12 protein-coding genes are annotated in these 16,147 nt (G+C 64.8%); 7 read left to right on the forward strand and 5 right to left on the reverse strand.

Annotated features, from left to right (window positions below; all coding sequences use genetic code 11):
• Positions 1-85: 85 nt before the first annotated feature.
• The 3 genes from ACSFC5_RS02205 to ACSFC5_RS02215 are packed head-to-tail and all read right to left on the reverse strand — an operon-like array spanning position 86 to position 3,455.
• Positions 86-1,267 (reverse strand): branched-chain amino acid ABC transporter permease, encoded by a 1,182-nt coding sequence (locus tag ACSFC5_RS02205; RefSeq protein ID WP_440763632.1) that lies wholly within the window; start codon positions 1,265-1,267, stop codon positions 86-88.
• A gap of 1 nt (position 1,268) precedes the next feature.
• Positions 1,269-2,195 carry a branched-chain amino acid ABC transporter permease gene (locus ACSFC5_RS02210; RefSeq protein ID WP_440763633.1) on the reverse strand — a complete coding sequence of 309 codons (927 nt, stop codon included), beginning with the start codon at positions 2,193-2,195 and terminating at the stop codon, positions 1,269-1,271.
• Positions 2,196-2,210: 15 nt separating this feature from the next.
• Complete coding sequence (locus ACSFC5_RS02215) at positions 2,211-3,455, reverse strand: ABC transporter substrate-binding protein (RefSeq protein ID WP_440763634.1); 1,245 nt, start codon at positions 3,453-3,455, stop codon at positions 2,211-2,213.
• A gap of 175 nt (positions 3,456-3,630) precedes the next feature.
• Here ACSFC5_RS02215 and ACSFC5_RS02220 point away from each other — a divergent pair, with 175 nt between their 5' ends.
• The gene (locus ACSFC5_RS02220; RefSeq protein WP_440763635.1) at positions 3,631-4,467 is read left to right on the forward strand and encodes a proline dehydrogenase family protein; all 837 of its coding nucleotides are present in this window, start codon (positions 3,631-3,633) and stop codon (positions 4,465-4,467) included.
• Positions 4,468-4,546: 79 nt separating this feature from the next.
• On the opposite strand, the gene ACSFC5_RS02225 is transcribed toward ACSFC5_RS02220, so the two are convergent.
• Positions 4,547-5,281: a helix-turn-helix domain-containing protein gene (locus ACSFC5_RS02225; protein WP_440765006.1), complete on the reverse strand. Its 735-nt coding sequence runs from the start codon at positions 5,279-5,281 to the stop codon at positions 4,547-4,549.
• Between the two features lie 113 nt (positions 5,282-5,394).
• Between ACSFC5_RS02225 and ACSFC5_RS02230 the strand changes: the two genes are divergently transcribed.
• The 3 genes from ACSFC5_RS02230 to ACSFC5_RS02240 all read left to right on the forward strand — a co-directional run bounded on the left by ACSFC5_RS02230 (position 5,395) and on the right by ACSFC5_RS02240 (position 8,104).
• Positions 5,395-6,978 (forward strand): aldehyde dehydrogenase family protein, encoded by a 1,584-nt coding sequence (locus tag ACSFC5_RS02230; RefSeq protein WP_440763636.1) that lies wholly within the window; start codon positions 5,395-5,397, stop codon positions 6,976-6,978.
• 211 nt (positions 6,979-7,189) lie between these two features.
• Complete coding sequence (locus ACSFC5_RS02235) at positions 7,190-7,609, forward strand: DUF7994 family protein (protein WP_440763637.1); 420 nt, start codon at positions 7,190-7,192, stop codon at positions 7,607-7,609.
• A 120-nt stretch (positions 7,610-7,729) separates the two neighbouring features.
• A complete protein-coding gene (locus ACSFC5_RS02240) occupies positions 7,730-8,104 on the forward strand; it encodes a hypothetical protein (RefSeq protein ID WP_440763638.1) in 375 nt (124 codons plus the stop codon).
• A gap of 262 nt (positions 8,105-8,366) precedes the next feature.
• On the opposite strand, the gene ACSFC5_RS02245 is transcribed toward ACSFC5_RS02240, so the two are convergent.
• Complete coding sequence (locus ACSFC5_RS02245; RefSeq protein ID WP_440763639.1) at positions 8,367-8,771, reverse strand: CBS domain-containing protein; 405 nt, start codon at positions 8,769-8,771, stop codon at positions 8,367-8,369.
• 197 nt (positions 8,772-8,968) lie between these two features.
• Between ACSFC5_RS02245 and ACSFC5_RS02250 the strand changes: the two genes are divergently transcribed.
• From ACSFC5_RS02250 to ACSFC5_RS02260, 3 genes are read left to right on the forward strand one after another with little or no spacing between them, the layout of a single operon-like run.
• Positions 8,969-11,287 (forward strand): PD-(D/E)XK nuclease family protein, encoded by a 2,319-nt coding sequence (locus ACSFC5_RS02250; protein WP_440763640.1) that lies wholly within the window; start codon positions 8,969-8,971, stop codon positions 11,285-11,287.
• Positions 11,280-12,368: a PD-(D/E)XK nuclease family protein gene (locus ACSFC5_RS02255; protein WP_440763641.1), complete on the forward strand. Its 1,089-nt coding sequence runs from the start codon at positions 11,280-11,282 to the stop codon at positions 12,366-12,368. The genes ACSFC5_RS02250 and ACSFC5_RS02255 overlap by 8 nt, the downstream gene beginning before the upstream one ends.
• A complete protein-coding gene (locus tag ACSFC5_RS02260) occupies positions 12,361-16,134 on the forward strand; it encodes a UvrD-helicase domain-containing protein (protein ID WP_440763642.1) in 3,774 nt (1,257 codons plus the stop codon). Before ACSFC5_RS02255 ends, ACSFC5_RS02260 begins: the two co-directional genes overlap by 8 nt.
• Positions 16,135-16,147: the final 13 nt, after the last annotated feature.

Genomic DNA, 16,147 nt, shown 5'->3' on the forward strand with positions numbered 1-16,147 from the left:
GACGACGTCGTCTTTCGCCATGTTGGCGTTCGTCCGGACTGTGCTCGCGTTCGCATCGCCGGTCGTCGCTGGTTCTTCTCTCGCCTCACTCATTCTTCTCACCTGCCTTCACGTCGCGGACGCCCCGCTCGGGGCCGGACGGCGCGCTGCTGTCGACCGCACTCGACCAGATCAGTTCCCGCTGGGGCGGCAGAATCCCTTGCGGTCGGAACCGCATCACGAGGATGATCAACAGCCCGATCGCGAGCAGTCTGAACGGTGCGCCTCCGAGCGGAATTGCACCGATGTCGTTGACGAACCGAGAGCCCTCCCGGATAGCTACGACGACGAAGCCGCCGAGCAGGGCCCCGCGGTTCGAACCGCTGCCGCCGAGGATCACGGCGACCCAGACGTAGAAGGTTGTGATCGGATCGAGATCGCCCGGGTTGACGAAGAGATTCAGGTGGGCGTAGAAGACGCCCGCGAGCGCCATGATGAGGCTCCCGAGGACGAACGACTGCATCTTGTAGGAGTAGGTGTTCTTCCCCAGCGCTTTCGCGAGATCCTCGTCGGAACGGATCGTCCGGAGGAGTCTGCCCCACGGCGATCGCTGCGCCCGCCGGAGCACGGCGAACGTGGCGCCGAGGAAGACGAGCAACAGTGCGACGTTGAGCAGTTGCTGCCAGAACGACAGGCCGAGGACGACCGGCGATCCGGGAACGAGTTCGATTTCGATGGCCGGCATCGCATCCGGGAACGTACCCAGTACTGGCCACTCTTCGAAGAACGTCGGGATTCCCCGGAGGCCGGCGCTCCCGTTGGTCCACTGCCGTTCGTTGACCATGAATATGCGGATGACTTCCGCCAGTCCGAGCGTCGCGATCGCGAGGTAGTCCGCGCGCAGTCGTAGCGTCGGAATCCCGATCGCCACCGCGACGACGGCGGCGACGGCGAGTCCGACGATCAGTCCGTAGATGGGGTTGAACCCGCCTGCGATCGGCGAGTTGTTGGCCGTCATCAGGGCCGCACCGTACGCGCCGAGGCCGAAGAAGGCGGCGACGCTGAAGTTGATCAGTCCGGTAAAGCCCCACTGGGAGTTCAGCCCGAACGAGAGCAGCGCGTACATCCCCGCCAGTCCGAACAGGAAGAGGAAGTACGACGCGCCGAGCCAGCCGGTGAGAAGCAAGAGCACCAGTACCAGGACGATCAGCCCTATAGCAGCTGTGACGCCCTGTTCCGTTATCGTCAGGTCGTCCCAGTAGCCCCGGGGATCGCTGAGAACCCCCATACTATACCCCCTCCCCGCCGACGGCTTCACCGGCGATACCGGTCGGCCGCACGAGCAGAACGGCGACCATGATGAGGAAGGCAACTGCGTTCGCGTACTCGATACCGATCGGGATGCTGATATCGGACAACAGCGGCACCATCCTGACGACCATCCCGATAAGGAAGCCGCCGAGCATTGCGCCGTAGATCGACCCAATCCCTCCGAGGATCACCGCGGCGAAGATGATCAACAGGATGTCGAACCCCATCCGGGGCTCGAGGAGGCTGAACAGACCGAGGAACACCCCGCCGGCGCCGGCCAGTCCCGCACCGATGATCCACGACCAGAGCTTGATTCGGTACGTCCGAATCCCGCTCGCGCGTGCGAGATCCGGATTGTCGGCCATCGCGCGCATCTTCCGGCCGAGATCGGTGTGTTGCAACAGGACGTGCAGGCTCGTCACGAGGACGACCGCCGAGAGGACGATCGCGACGTCGTGCTGTGTCACCCGGATCCCGTAGGGCAACAGCGCCTCGATCGGCTGGACGAATCCGACGTCGTACCGAACCGAGTCCGCACCGAAGCCCATCTGGATCAGCGCGCGGTACACGAAGGCGACCCCGATCGACGTGATCAACAGCCCGATCGAGCCGATATCCAGCGGCTCGTAGACGATTTTCTCGGTGACGAGCGCGACGACGGCGGCGACCGCGACGCCGATCAGTAACGCGAGGAAAAAGCCCATCGGCAGTCCGAGGACGCTGAACCCGACGCTCCCGATGAAACCGAACGCGACGAGCGTGGCGTACGCGCTTACGGTCATCGTGTCTCCGTGTGCGAAGTTCGCGAAGCCGCCGATGCTGTAGATCAGCGAGAGCCCGATGCTCCCGAGAACGATGATACTACTGTATACCAGTCCGTTGGCGGCGTATTCGATAACAGACATTGTTGAGAGGATCGATTACGATTCCCGAAACTCGATCGAGACGTAATCGTGGTCTTGTACCTCCATCACCACGAGACTACCCCGCGGATCGCCGTTCTCGTCGAAGTCGATCGGGCCGCTGACGCCCTGGTAGTCGATGTCGTCGGCCGAGCCACCGTCGGCGAGAATCCCGTGGGCCTCCTCGTACGTGAAGACCTCCTCGCCGTCCGGGCGAGTGACGTCGCGGACGACCGCACCGAGCGCCTCGCCGGTGAACTCGTCGGCGGCTTCGATCGAGAGCGCGGCGGTGACCACGCAGTCGTACGCGAACGCGGACCAGGCCGTCGGCGACTCGCCGTACTCGTCCTCGAATGCCGCGGCGAACTCCTGGTAGTTCTCCTGTCCTTCCGGTGCCGCGGGCTCGACGAGTTTCATGCCGTCCATACTGCCTTCGGGCGTATCCTCGAGCACGCTGTCGCCCCGGTTGGAGTCCGCACCGTATAGCTGGGCCTCGTACCCCCCCGAGTACATGTCGTTGACCATCCTCGCGAACGGTCCCTGGTAGGTGATACAGAGCCACGCCTCCGCCCCGGAGCCGTCCATGCTGGAGACGAGACTGCTGTAGGACGAATCGCCCCCGTCGTGGGAGCTCTCGTAGACGACTTCACCATCGTAGGCCTCCTCGAAGGCGTCGTAAAGGCTCTCCCCGAACTCGTCGTTGATGTATGTGACCGCGACCTCGTCGTACCCGTCCTCTGCGATGATATCCGCCAGCGCGATCGACTGCGTTCGGCCGCTGGGTGACATTCGAAGCAGTCCCGGCTCGTCCGTCAGGCCGAGTCCGGTCGAGTTCTGGCTCAACTGAACGACGTCGGTGCTCGAGATGACGCTGTCGTAGATCGCCAGCGAGACGCCGGATCCCACTGCGCCGATGACGAACGGAACGTTGTCCTGGTTGACCAGTTTTTGGGCCGCGTTGACGCCCGGCTGTGCTTCCCCTTCGGAGTCCTCGACGATGATCTCGAGTTCCTGACCGCCGACGCCGACGTCGTTGACGTGCTCGAGCGCCAGGTCCTTGGCGTTCTGGTTTCGTTCGCCGAAGTCCGCCAGATCGCCGGTTAGCGAGTCGATCATTCCGATCGTGTAGGTGTCCTCGTTACCCTCGCCGTTCTCGTCTTCCTCCGTCGTGCTGATACAGCCGGCCAGTGCCGTTATTCCGAGTGCGGCCCCGCCGGTCAGCAGTTCTCGCCGATTTCGTAGTGATGTGTCATCAACCGCCATAGCTATCCGTTCGGTTGGGAAGTTCTCGGGTTAGTACCACCCCCGACCATGGACGAAACAGACCTTAGATGTCATCTTCTGGTAGTAATCGAACAGATCTAGCCGCGGACAGTCCCGCGGCGAATCGTCTATGGTCGGGTGGCCGTTTACCCTGATACCGTTCGAGCGTCCGATAATGCTCCTTCCAGTTGCGAGAAAGTTCGTCGCCGCCGAGGATCAATCGGGGGCGCTATCGCACGTTGCGGATCTCAACGAGGACGGTGTCGGCGGCATTCTGAACTTGCTCGGCGAACACTACGACAATACGGCGGAAGCCACCGCCGACACCGACGCCTACATCGATATGATCGAGTCCATCGACGACGCCGACCTCGACTGCTGCGTCTCGATCAAACCCTCCCAGATCGGCCTCGACCTCGGCGAGGACGTCTTCCGGACCCACCTCGAGCGAATCGTCGACGCTGGTACCGAACACGGTGTCTTCGTCTGGATCGACATGGAGGACTACACGACGACCGACGTGACCCTCGACGCGTTCGAACACCACGCACACGAGACCGACGGAAACGTCGGCATTTGCGTGCAGGCGAACCTAAAGCGCACCCGGGAGGACGTCGAACGACTGGCCGACGTTCCCGGCAAGATCCGGTTCGTCAAGGGTGCCTACGACGAACCCGCCGACGTCGCGTACAAACAGAAGGCGCGAGTGAACGAGGCCTACCGCGAACTGCTCGCGTTCGCCTTCGAGACGTTCGACGACGGCATTGCCGTCGGTAGCCACGATCCGGAGATCATCGAGTACGTCGAAGGGCTCGCCGAAACTCACGGCACGCCCTTTGAATTTCAGTTACTCATGGGCGTTCGCGAGGACGCCCAACGCGACCTCGCGTCGGAGTACGAGGTCTACCAGTACGCGCCGTACGGGCCGAAATACCTCTCGTACTTCTACCGTCGTGTTCGCGAGCGAAAGGAGAACGCGCTGTTCGCGCTCCGGGCGGTGCTCGGGCGGTAGTCGCCACTAACAGTCAGTGCAGACCCGATCGCGAAACCGTATGCGATCTGGCGTGACTCGTCTCAGTGGCGACTATAACTCAGCAGGTACCGAGGTCGTCGGGATCCAACAGCTTCGATTCGGCTTTTCGCAGGTGGTCGAGCAACGTCGTCTTCGAGACGTCGAGTTCGGCCGCGAGTTCGCGGGTCGAGACGCCGCGGGGCCACTGGTAGTAGCCCCGATTGCGCGCGAGTTCGAACACTTCGCGCTGAGTGCTGGTGAGCGTATCCATTCGGTGCTTGCGCTCGGGTTCGCCCGTCGGCGTACTCGTGATGGACTCGACGGTGATCTCGGCGTCGCCGTCCTCACAGACGCGGTCGATTTCGGCCTGGACCCCCTCTCGCTCGCCGGCGAACCCGACTTCCCAGTACTCCTGTCCGTTCTGGATTCGAACCGGCGCGCTATGGACGAACCCGTGCTCGAGCAGCGTCGGACAGATCATGTCCTGGGGATCGTACTCGAGGAAGAACTCCCGAATGACGTTGCCCGGAACCGACGAGGATTGCCGTCGTCCGAAACGCTCCTGCAATTCGAGCACCTCGCCGGCTAGGGGCGACTCGCGAATCTCCTCGATCAACCCCTCGACTTCGTCGACCGTCTGTCCGAAGGCGGTGAACAGTCCGTTGACCGACTCCCCCTCCGTCGTCGGTGCCGTGTAAATCGCGTGTGCCAGAATGCCCCCGCCAACCCGATCGGTTGATTCGATCGCCCAGCAGTTCGGATGCCACAACTCGAGTGTCACCCGAGTGCCGTGTACTGACTGGCTCCGTCCCATTGTGGTCTCTACCATTGTCTCCGTCTGTCACACTAAGTAGTTCTCGTTTCACGAATCACCACCCTCCCATGGACGGGTCGCGTTATTCCATACCCGCCGACCGATCGATATCTATGAGCCGACAAACCACAGAGCAGGTGTACGGCCACCACATCGGCGGCGACTGGACCGACGGAGCGGGACGACGTCCCGCAAGCAGTCGGACGCAGTCCGACGACGGTGACGGCACCGAGACGTTTGTAAGCGAGAACCCGGCAACGGGCGAGGAACTCGCCCGCTTCCACCGGGGCACCGAGTCGGATATCGACGCCGCGCTCGAGGCCGCCGAAGCGGCGACCGACGAATGGCGCGAACTCTCCTACATCGATCGCGCGGAGTACCTCTGGGACATCTACCACGAACTGCGCGAGCGCACCGACGAACTGGCCGAAATCGTCACGAAGGAGTGCGGCAAGGAGATCAGCGAAGGTCGCGCGGACGTCGTCGAGGCCTACCACATGGTCGAGTGGGCGGCGGGCAACGCTCGCCACCCCCACGGCGACGTAATTCCGAGCGAAATCGGGAGCAAGGACGCCTCGATGCGCCGCAAACCCCGCGGCGTCATCGGTTGTATCACACCGTGGAACTTCCCGGTCGCGATCCCCTTCTGGCACATGGCGATCGCCCTCGTAGAGGGCAACACGGTCGTCTGGAAACCCGCCGAACAGACGCCGTGGTGCGGCCAGATCATCGCCGAGATGATGGATGACGCCGGAATTCCGGACGGCGTCTTCAACATGGTACAGGGCTTCGGCGACGCTGGCGCGAGTATCGTCGACGACGATCGAGTCGATACCGTCCTCTTCACCGGCTCCGCGGAAGTCGGCCACGAAATCGCGGGCAAGGTCGGCGGCCAGCCCGGAAAACTCGCGGCCTGCGAGATGGGCGGGAAGAACGGCATCGTCGTCACCGAGAAGGCGGATCTGGACATCGCCGTCCATTCGGCCGTGATGTCGAGTTTCAAGACGACGGGCCAACGCTGTGTCTCGAGCGAGCGCCTGATCGTCCATGAGGACGTCTACGACGAGTTCAAAGCACGGTTCGTCGCGGTCGCCGAGGAGATCACTGTGGACGATCCGCTCGAGGAGAACACGTTCATGGGGCCGGCTATCGAGCCCGAGCACGTCGAGAAGATCCACCGCGCCAATCAACTCGCTCGTGAGGAGGGCGCCGAGGTGCTCGTCGACCGCGCGGAACTCGCAGCAGACGAGATTCCGGACGGTCACGAGGACGGCAACTGGGTCGGTCCGTTCGTCTACGAGATCGAGTACGACACCGACCTGCGCTGTCTCAAAGAGGAGGTGTTCGGCCCGCACGTCGCCCTTATGAGTTACTCGGGTGACATCGAAGACGCCGTCGAGATCCACAACGACACGCCGTACGGACTCGCCGGAGCCGTCATCTCGGAGGACTACCGCCAGATCCACCACTTCCGAGACCACGCGGAACTCGGCCTCGCGTACGCGAACCTCCCGTGTATCGGCGCGGAGGTCCAGTTGCCCTTCGGCGGCGTCAAGAAGTCCGGCAACGGCTACCCGAGCGCTCGAGAAGCCATCGAAGCCGTCACGGAGCGAACCGCCTGGACGCTGAACAACTCGAAGGAGATCGAGATGGCACAGGGGTTGTCGGCGGATATCGAGACCTCGAGCGACGACTGATCGGCGAGGTCGCTCGGAGCGACCGAGTTGCGGGCTCGCTCGAGTGACGGCGACGACTGATCGGCGAGGTCGCGCAGAGCGACCGAGTTGCGGGCTCGCTCGAGTGACGGCGACGACTGATCGGCGGACTCACACAACAGGGACGATCGTCACGAAGACACATCGAAGCGATCCGAACGGTTAACGCCGACGGGCACCGAATGCCGCGCCTATGAACTCGAAGAAGGCCGTCGTCCGACACGGGCTCGTCGGTGGTGGCTTCGTCACCCTGTTGCTGGCGGGGACGATCGTCGTCGGACTCGGCGTTCCGACGACGCCGTCGATGCTCGGCGTCGTGTCGTGGCTCGTTTTCGTCGGTGCGACGATGCTCGTCGCCGGACGCCGGGAGCGCGTCAGGATCGGTTCGAGAACGGTCGACTGGCCGCGCGTCGCCGCCGTCGCAATCGCGATGATCGCCGTCGGCTGGGGTGTGATCAGCTTCGGAAGGTTACTCGCGGGTGACAGTATTACCGGGATCGGGCCGATCGAAGCGGTCCTCACGGTTGGGATGGTGGGCTACTTCGCGTGGTTCGCCCGCGAGTGCTGGGTCGGCGGGGCGCGAATCGACCCGGAGACGTTCGCGGTCGACTGAGCGACCGACGCCGGTCGGGCGGTCCGCCGAGCGAGCCCTCTGCGTGTTTTCCGGCTAGTGGAGGAGCGGTCGGATTCACCCGGGAGTACAGCCAAGGCGAATGCGGTCGAACTCACGAGTATGCCGGACGATACCACGACCGATCGGCTCGAGGAGACGGAGCGGGAGCGCGAACGGGACCGGATCGACGAGAAGCCGACGGATTCGATCGATCTCGAGCACGCGGACCGGGTGCAGGTGGGCGTCACGCGTGGCGAAACCGATCTCGAACTCGGCCCGCCGCGGGATTATCCGGACCGAGCAGACGTTTCGGTTCGGCCCGAATCGGCCGACGGTCACCGGCTAATCCTGAGTGTCGACGCGATGGCCGGCGACCACGGAACGGGCCACGCGGACGTCGAACTGACGCCGTCGGAGGCGCGGGCGTTATGTGAACAACTCGACGAGACCGTCCGCTGGATGACCGAAGACGACGGTTCGGAAGCCGAACGCTGAGCCGTTCGGTTGGGGTCGACTCGAGGGTCACGAACCGGCCTCGCCGGGTGCGACTCGAGACAACTTCTTGAAGAATGGAGCGAGTACATCGGTACCGGAACCGAACGTCGGCCGATCGGTGGCCGCTCCACCGTCGGCCCGTCCCGACGGACGAATCGACCGACCTCTCGAGGTGTGCATCGCTGGTCGGAAGCGGCAGTGATGACGGTGAAAATCGACGGGCTGTGGACTCGTCGTCCCCAGACTCGCCAACGCAGTGTGGTTACTCCGGGCTCGGCGTCTCTTCGCGCGAGAGGTACGCCGCCAGATCGGACGTCGTGACGATGCCGATCACGCCCTCGTCCTCGTCGACGACGGGGAGGTGGTGGAAGCCGTGTTCGACCATCAGATCCGCCGCGTCGCGAATGCTCTCCTGTGCGGTCGCCGTGGTGACGTTTCGGCTCATGTACGTCGAAACCGGCGTCTGATCTTTCGGCTTGCGTTCGGCGACGATCTTGACGAAGTCCGTGTTCGTCAGGATCCCCTCGAGTTGGTTGTCCTCGTCGACGACGATGACCGAGCCGATCTCGTTTTCGAGCATCTGTTGTGCTGCCTCCTCGACGAGCGTGTCGGCGCGGACCGTCTCGAGCGGCGTGGACATGACCCGCGCGACGAAAATATCCTCCATACACCTGTGTACTCTTTATACACTATAAGAATTGCCGAAGCGGATAGCATCGTCCATCGGGGAAGACAACGCGGCTGGAGTCCAAGCGGCCGTGTGGACGTCCTCTCGATCCCATCGACGCCGTGACCGACGACCACGTTCGGGCTCCGCCGCACATTTAAGTACAAACCCGGCTATATTCCGTGACGTATCAACCGATGGCGTCCCCTCCAGCAGGTCTCGTCGGCACCTGCAAACTCCGCTCCGAACCCGCACCCAGTGACGAGCTTTTCGACCGCATTGTGGCGGAGTACGCCACCCTCGCCGACGAGTACGGTCCTCGAAACGTCCTGGTCCTGAAACGTCACCCCGCGGGTCTCGAGTCGCTCACCGAAGCCCTCGCCGGCATCGATGCCACGAGCGGCTCGCCTCGATCACCGCGCGTCGAGTCGCTCCCGGAACACGCCTCGAAGGTGCTCGAAGCGTACGATCCGACGCTGGATCGACTCGAATACGAGGAGCGTATCGAACTCATCTCGCTGGTGATCGACGGCGCCAGCCGCGACGTTCCGGACTACCTCGAGCGAGCCGCGGAACACGAGAGCTTCGCCCGAGACGTCGGACAACTGCTGCTCGAGGCGACGCGCCAGCAGTTGCGACTCGAGGACGTCGCGGACCGCGATCCACACGACTCGCTGGCCTTCCTCTACGCGATGAACGATCGGTTCCACGCGGAACTCGAGTCGCGGGAGTACGTCGAGCGAGCGGACGTGATCCCGCGGACCGTCGAGTTGCTCGAGTCGGATACGGACGGGCTCCGGACGCGAGTGACGGACTCGATCGACGCCGTCCTCGCCGTCGAGTTCGAGGAGTATCGCCGACTCGATCGGCGATATCTCGCGACGCTCACGCGCGACGCGGACCTCGTCTGTCTGGGTGAACGCCACGCCAGCGTCGAGCGCACGCGGGTCGAACCGGGCCGTATCGAGGATCTCGTCGGGGACGAACTCGAGGTGAAGATCGTCGACTCGGGGCTCGAGCAACCCGACGACGACCGCGGCACGACACCACCGCATCACGCGATTACGCGACTGTTAGCGACGGGAGAACCACCGAAACCGGCAGAAATCGGGGGACGACAGTCGATTGGTACCGACGACCGAGTCGAACCAGCGGAGCGCGGACGGGCCCGGCGTATTCGGACCCGGACGGCCCGCGATCAGGTCGGTGCCGTCGCGAGCGAGATTCAGGCGCTTCGGGACCGACACGACTGGCGTTTCGACGCATTCGCTGTCGCCGTCCCGCGAATCGAACGCGTCCCCGAAACCAGACGACAGCTCCGCGAGGCGGGGGTTCCGACGGCGACGATTGGCACGCCCTCGCTCGCCGAAGACCCGGTCGTCCACGAACTCTACGCGTTCGTGACGCTCCAGTGCGAACGCGAGCGAGACGCTAACAGGATCGACGCCCAACTCCGCGGCGACGCCGTCACTGATCACGCCGTTCGCGGTCGAGAGGGCCCAGAATTGACGGATCCGTGGACCGTCTCGCTCGAGCGCCTTCGCGCCCGCGCCGACGACGTGACGCCCGAGTTGCTCGCGTCGTGTACCGACTCGAGCGTCGCCAGGTCGCTCGAACGCTGGATCCGGCTGACGGACCTGAAGGGACGCATCGCCCGCGACGAGGCGTGGGTCGACGCCCGCGAGCAGTACGCGAGCGTCCGTCGAGTGCTCGAGATCGCCCGGTTCGTCGAGGAGACGGACCTCGTCGGCCCGGACTGGCAGGGGCTGCGGCGGATGCTTCGCCGAACAATCCAGTACGACGCGCCGTACGTCCACGCGGTCGAGGCCCAGCCGCCGACGGGCGGCGTCACGGTCTGTGCCGTCGACGACTGTAAGTACGACTCCTGGGAGGCCGTCTTCCTGCTCGACCTGCTCGACGAGAACTATCCCGGCGAGCAGTTTCTCACGCAACTGTTCCCGACGGCGTGGCTGCGCGAAATGGACAGCTATCCCGCGGTCACCGATCCGTCCGTGACCGACATCGCACGGACGTTTGCTACCGCCGATGTCGATTCCGGCGGCGACGATTCCGTCGGAGACCCGTTTAAAACCTATCACGCCCAGCGGTCCCGGCGGCGACTCGCCCTCGGCACCCGTGCCGCGAGAACCCACCTCTACTGTTGCTCGTACGAGCGGGGCTCCGGCGGCCTGCGACGGACGTACGACGAGTCGCGCTACCTCCAACTGATCGACGCGACCGACGGACTCGATCTACCGGACGTCGAAACCGACACCGCCGCAGCGATCCACGGCGAGACGAACGCCCTCGAGGCGCTGCTCGCCCAACCCCACGGCGAACTCGAGCGGATCCTCCGGGAGGCGAGCACCGGCGGCGAGGCCGACCTCGGCGCGACCGAGGAGCTGTTCGAGGAGATCGCGGTCGTCCTCGAGGACGGCGACATCGACCCGGAGCTGGCCGAAGCCGTCCGTTCGCAGTTCGAGTTCGCGGCCGGCGAGGTGGTGCGCGATGACTGAGGGTGCGGTTGACTCGAGTACTGACGGTTCGGCTGCAGACAGCCTCGACGTCGACGGTCTCGTAACCTACCTCCACTGTCCCCGCCGGTACGAATTCGCCCACGTCGACGGGCTCGAGGGAAGTAACGACGAGACGACGATCGACGACCGCATCGACCTCCTGCGAACGGCGATCTGCGACGCGCTGCGACGCGGCGAGACGGACCGCGAGGCGCTCGGCGATGTCGCACAGGACCGACTCGAGGCGCTATGGACAGACCACGACGAGCGCTTCCACTCGAGGACACAACGGCGACACGAACGACGGGTGCTCGAGGCGACGCTCGAGGCGTACGTCGAGACCGTCGGCGTCGACCACGCGGCGGGGGTCGAGCGGCTGACGGCCGAGGCGACGGACGGCGAGCTAATCGGACCGGATCTCCCGCTCTCGAGTACGGTTTCGCTGCCGGAACCCGAATCGGAAGCGAGACCGAAACCGGAGACTGAGGGCGACGCCGGCTCAGTCACGATCGACGCCAGCGTCGACTACATCTACGCCGACGGCCGGTCGATCGTCGGCGTCCGGTTCGTCCCGACGCTTAGGCCGCTCGGTCTTCTTCGGTACCGATCGGACTGGGAACGAGGGATCGCCGAACGGTTCACTGACCACTTCGATCCGGATGCGGGCGTCTTCGATCCGTCGTTCGTCGCCTCGCTCTTCGAGACCGCCGTCATCATCGACGGGCTTCGAACCCGCTGTCAGCAGTTGGGACTCGAGGATCGAACCTGTCGGTACGTCCAGATCCCCCTCGCCGAACGGTCGGGGACCGCGATCAACTGGGTTCGCGAGACGGTCGAAACGAGCCTCGAGGCGAAGGATCTGACCGACGGCTACATCGACCACCACACCTACGGCATGACCCACGAACACCGAAATCGGACGGTCGACGACCGGCTCGCGGACGTCGTGAGCGAGATCGCGGGTGGCGCGTTCGATCCGACCGATCGCTGGGACGACATCTCGAGCGACGCCTGTCCGGACTGTGGCTACACGGTCTGCTGTCAGGACTACATCGCCGAGGAGGTGCGATTCGATGGCTGATGCGAATCGAGAGCGGAATGTCGAGACGGACGACGACAATTGCGAGAGCGACTCGCTCGACCCAAAGGGGAATCAGCCCGCCGTCATCGAGAGCAACGCGGCCTGTACATCCGTCGACGCCGGCGCGGGAACCGGGAAGACGACGACGATGCTCATGCGGATCGAGCGCGCGATCGAACGCGGTGACGCCGATCCCGAGGACGTGCTCGTCCTGACGTTCGCGAACGAGGCTGCGGGGAGCATTCGGGACGCGGTCGCCGAGCGCCTCGACCCCGAAGCCGCCGCCGCGATCGACGTCTACACCTACCATTCGTTCTGTTATCGACTGGTCCGGGAGTACGCCTACTACCTCGGCTACTCGCCGGAGTTCGACGTCGTCACCGAGCGCAAGCGCCGCCGGATCGTCGGCCGACTGCTCGCGACCAACGACTACGACTTCGCGACCGTCGGGCAGGGCTCGCCGGACGACCTCGCCGCCGGCGTCGATCGGTTCATCCAGGCCATGAGCCAAGAGGACATCACGCCCGAGCAGCTAGAAGCGCAGCTTCCGGACGTTCGCACTCTCGAGCTCTGCAACGAGTTCGTCCTCTGGCTCGAGCGGACCGCGGGCGACGAACTCTCCTTCGATAACGAGGCACTTCGCTACTTCAACGCGGACGATCACCTCGAGGCGTCACAACAGTCGCTGGTCGGCTACGGGACGCTCATCACCTACTGTCGCGAGAAGATCGCGGAAGCCCCGGCGGAGTTCCGCGACGACGACGTCGTCCGCGACGTCGATCGTTACCTCCGGGTGCTCCAGCAGTGCGTGACGAACACGATCGAGGTGCTCTCGCTCGAGGAGCCGACGACGAAACAGCTGCCGCGAGCGCTGTTCGGCAACGAAATCTGGCGCACCGCGACGAGCCGGATCGAGCAGAGCCCGTTCGGTCGCCTGAAACACTACGTCGAGTTCATGCGCCTCGCGCGCCACTACACCGCGGTCTACGCCGACTACCACGAGCATCTCGAGGACGAGCGGACGCTGGACTTCGACGAACTGGTTCGGACGGCGACCGAGCTGCTGACGGACGACGATATCGCGACCGAGATCACGGACCAGTGGACGCAGGTCTACTGCGACGAATTCCAGGACACCGACGAGACGCAGTTCGCCCTGATCACCGAACTCACCGACGGTCCCGACCGGCCCGACCTGCTCGCCATCGGCGACAAGGATCAGGCGATCTACGGCTGGCGGGGCACCGACCGGGAGGGACTCGACCGGCTCGCCGAGACGTACGACGACCACGAGGCGATCGAACTCGAGCTCAACTTCCGCTCGCGCCAGGAGATTTTGGATCTCACCAACCACTGCGACTACGGACCGCAGTCCTCGAAGACGCTCCGCGAGGTCGGAAGGGAAACGGGCGAGTACGGAGGCGGAGCAGATGCCGCGACCGGGAACGAAGGCAACGCCACGGACGAGAGCGAAAGCGACGCCGCGACCGAGAGCGAAGACGGCAACGCGGAACAGCCCCCGGATCGCGTCGTCAAAGTCGAGAGCGAAGAGATCGATCGACCGACAGCCGAACAGGTCGCGACGACCGTCTCGCGGCTGTTGAACGACGAAGCCGAGAACGTCCCCAAACGCTCGCTCGAGGATATCGCCGTCATCGTCCGGACGAACCGTCACGCGCAGGCGGTCGCCAACGAACTCCGCGACCGGCAGATTCCCTACGAGATTTCGGGCTCGCCGCGAGGCGAGATTTCGCCGGGCATGCAGACGCTGCTCTCGTACTTTCGCGTGCTCGTCGATCCGACCGCCGACACTCACCTTCGGCGCGTGTTGCTCTACCGATACCGGCTCACCGAGGGCGATCTGGCGACGCTTCAACACCGCGACGGATCGCTGTACGACGCGGTGCTTGACTGTGAATCGACCGCGCTCGAACACCCGGATCGACTCGAGCGAGCGCGCGATCACCTTGCCGAACTGGAGACGCTGCGGGACGTCTACCCGCTCTCGGGCTTCGTTCGCCGGTTCCGCGAGGTGACCCGCCTCGAGTGGTTCCTCACGACCGACGAGCGCGAGGAGTTCCAGCGTCTCGAGCGGTTCGTCGAGGCCTACACCGCCGATTCGGTCGTCCAGACGCTGACGCTGGCGTTCGTCGACGCGCTCGAGGGGACCCTCCGCGGGAGCGACAGCGAGCGAACCCGGGGCACCCAGTCGTCGGACTCGATCGACGTGATGACGGTCCACCAGGCGAAGGGGCTCGAGTTCGACACCGTGCTCGTCCCGTATCTTTCCGACGAAGAGTGGTGCGTCGACCGCGATTACGCCGAACGCGCGCGCTATCGACTGCTCGCGGCGACGCTCGACGACGAGGTGGACTCGCCGCTGCTCGCGGACCTCGCAGCCGAGACGGTCGGCGAGGAGTGGCGCGTGCTCCACGTCGCGCTCACGCGCGCCGAAAACCACCTGTTCGTCTTCGGCTCCGAGTACGAGTACGACGGCGACGAGACCGAACTCGGCGTGTCGACCGCCGAGGCGTGTCTGTCGAGCGAGATCGAGTGGTCCGTCGCCGGCCAGCGAATGACCCTCTGGGCGTCGCTGACCGAGAGCTTCCGGCGTGTACAGGAGACTTACCCCGAAACCGTCGTCGACCGGACGGCGGAGATCGGTCGCTCCGCCGGCAGTAGCCCGGGGACGATCACCTACTACGCCGGCTACGACGATCGGTTCGTCGAACCGCTCGAGACGCGGGAAGCGATCGAGACGGTGCACCGACTCGGGCGGCAGTTGCGCAGCGGAGCGCTGTTGCCGGCGGCCGACGCGGCGAGTCACGACGGATCCGCGACCGTCGGCTCTGTGGAGGGATCGATACGACAAGTGCCGACCGGCCGCCGGCCGTCGGCGCTTTCGACCGACACCGTCCGATTCCCCGTCGAGACGCTCTCGAACGCGACCGAGGTGCCGGCCGCGTTGCGCCACAGCTACACGGCGATGGAGACCCACGAGACCTGCGCGCGGAAGCACTACCTCGATCACGTCGTCCGGGCGGTCGACGATGCGATCGAGCGGTCTGGCGGGGCCGAAGGCGGGGGAGACGACGAGACGGGGTCGCGAGTCGTCGGGACGATCTTCCACGCCGTTGCGGAGGAAGCGTTCTACCGCGACTACCGAAGCCGTGAGGAATGGCGCGAGGCGGCCGTTCGACAGCTAACGGCCCGCGATCTGCTCGAGCACCGCGAGGCCGTCCTCGCCTGTGTCGATCGCTACTTCAAGGCCACAGCACCTGCGTTCGACGAACGAGTTGCCGACTGGGAACAGCTTGCTGCGGAGCTCCCGTTCGCACTCGAGGACGTCACCGGGGTGAACGGCGAGGTCGTCGGCTTCGTCGATTCCGTTCGGCGGACGCCCGACGGCAACGTCGTGATCCTCGACTACAAGGCGACGGCCGACCGGATCGATGCTGAGGATGCGACGCAGCTAGCGCTGTACGCACGTGCCTGCGAGCGCCGGTTCGACGAATCGGTCGCTGCCGTCGGCTACGTCTACGTCGGCGCGGTCGACGGGCCTCGAGTCGATCTCGTGGCGCCCGAGGAACTCCCACCGTGGCCGTCGGTGCGCGAGACGCTCGAAGCGGTCGACGATCCGTCCTTCGAGGAGACGACGGCCGGCGATCACTGTCGGTACTGTCCCCACCGGTCGCTTGGCTGTGGGCCCGAAGCGGAGACGGCTGAGACGGTGGATATGCCGAGCGAATTCGCTGACGACGATTGAGCGGCGCCGGCGA

Origin of the sequence: Natronorubrum marinum, from assembly GCF_052040125.1 — an archaeon.
Classification (GTDB): Archaea; Halobacteriota; Halobacteria; order Halobacteriales; family Natrialbaceae; genus Natronorubrum.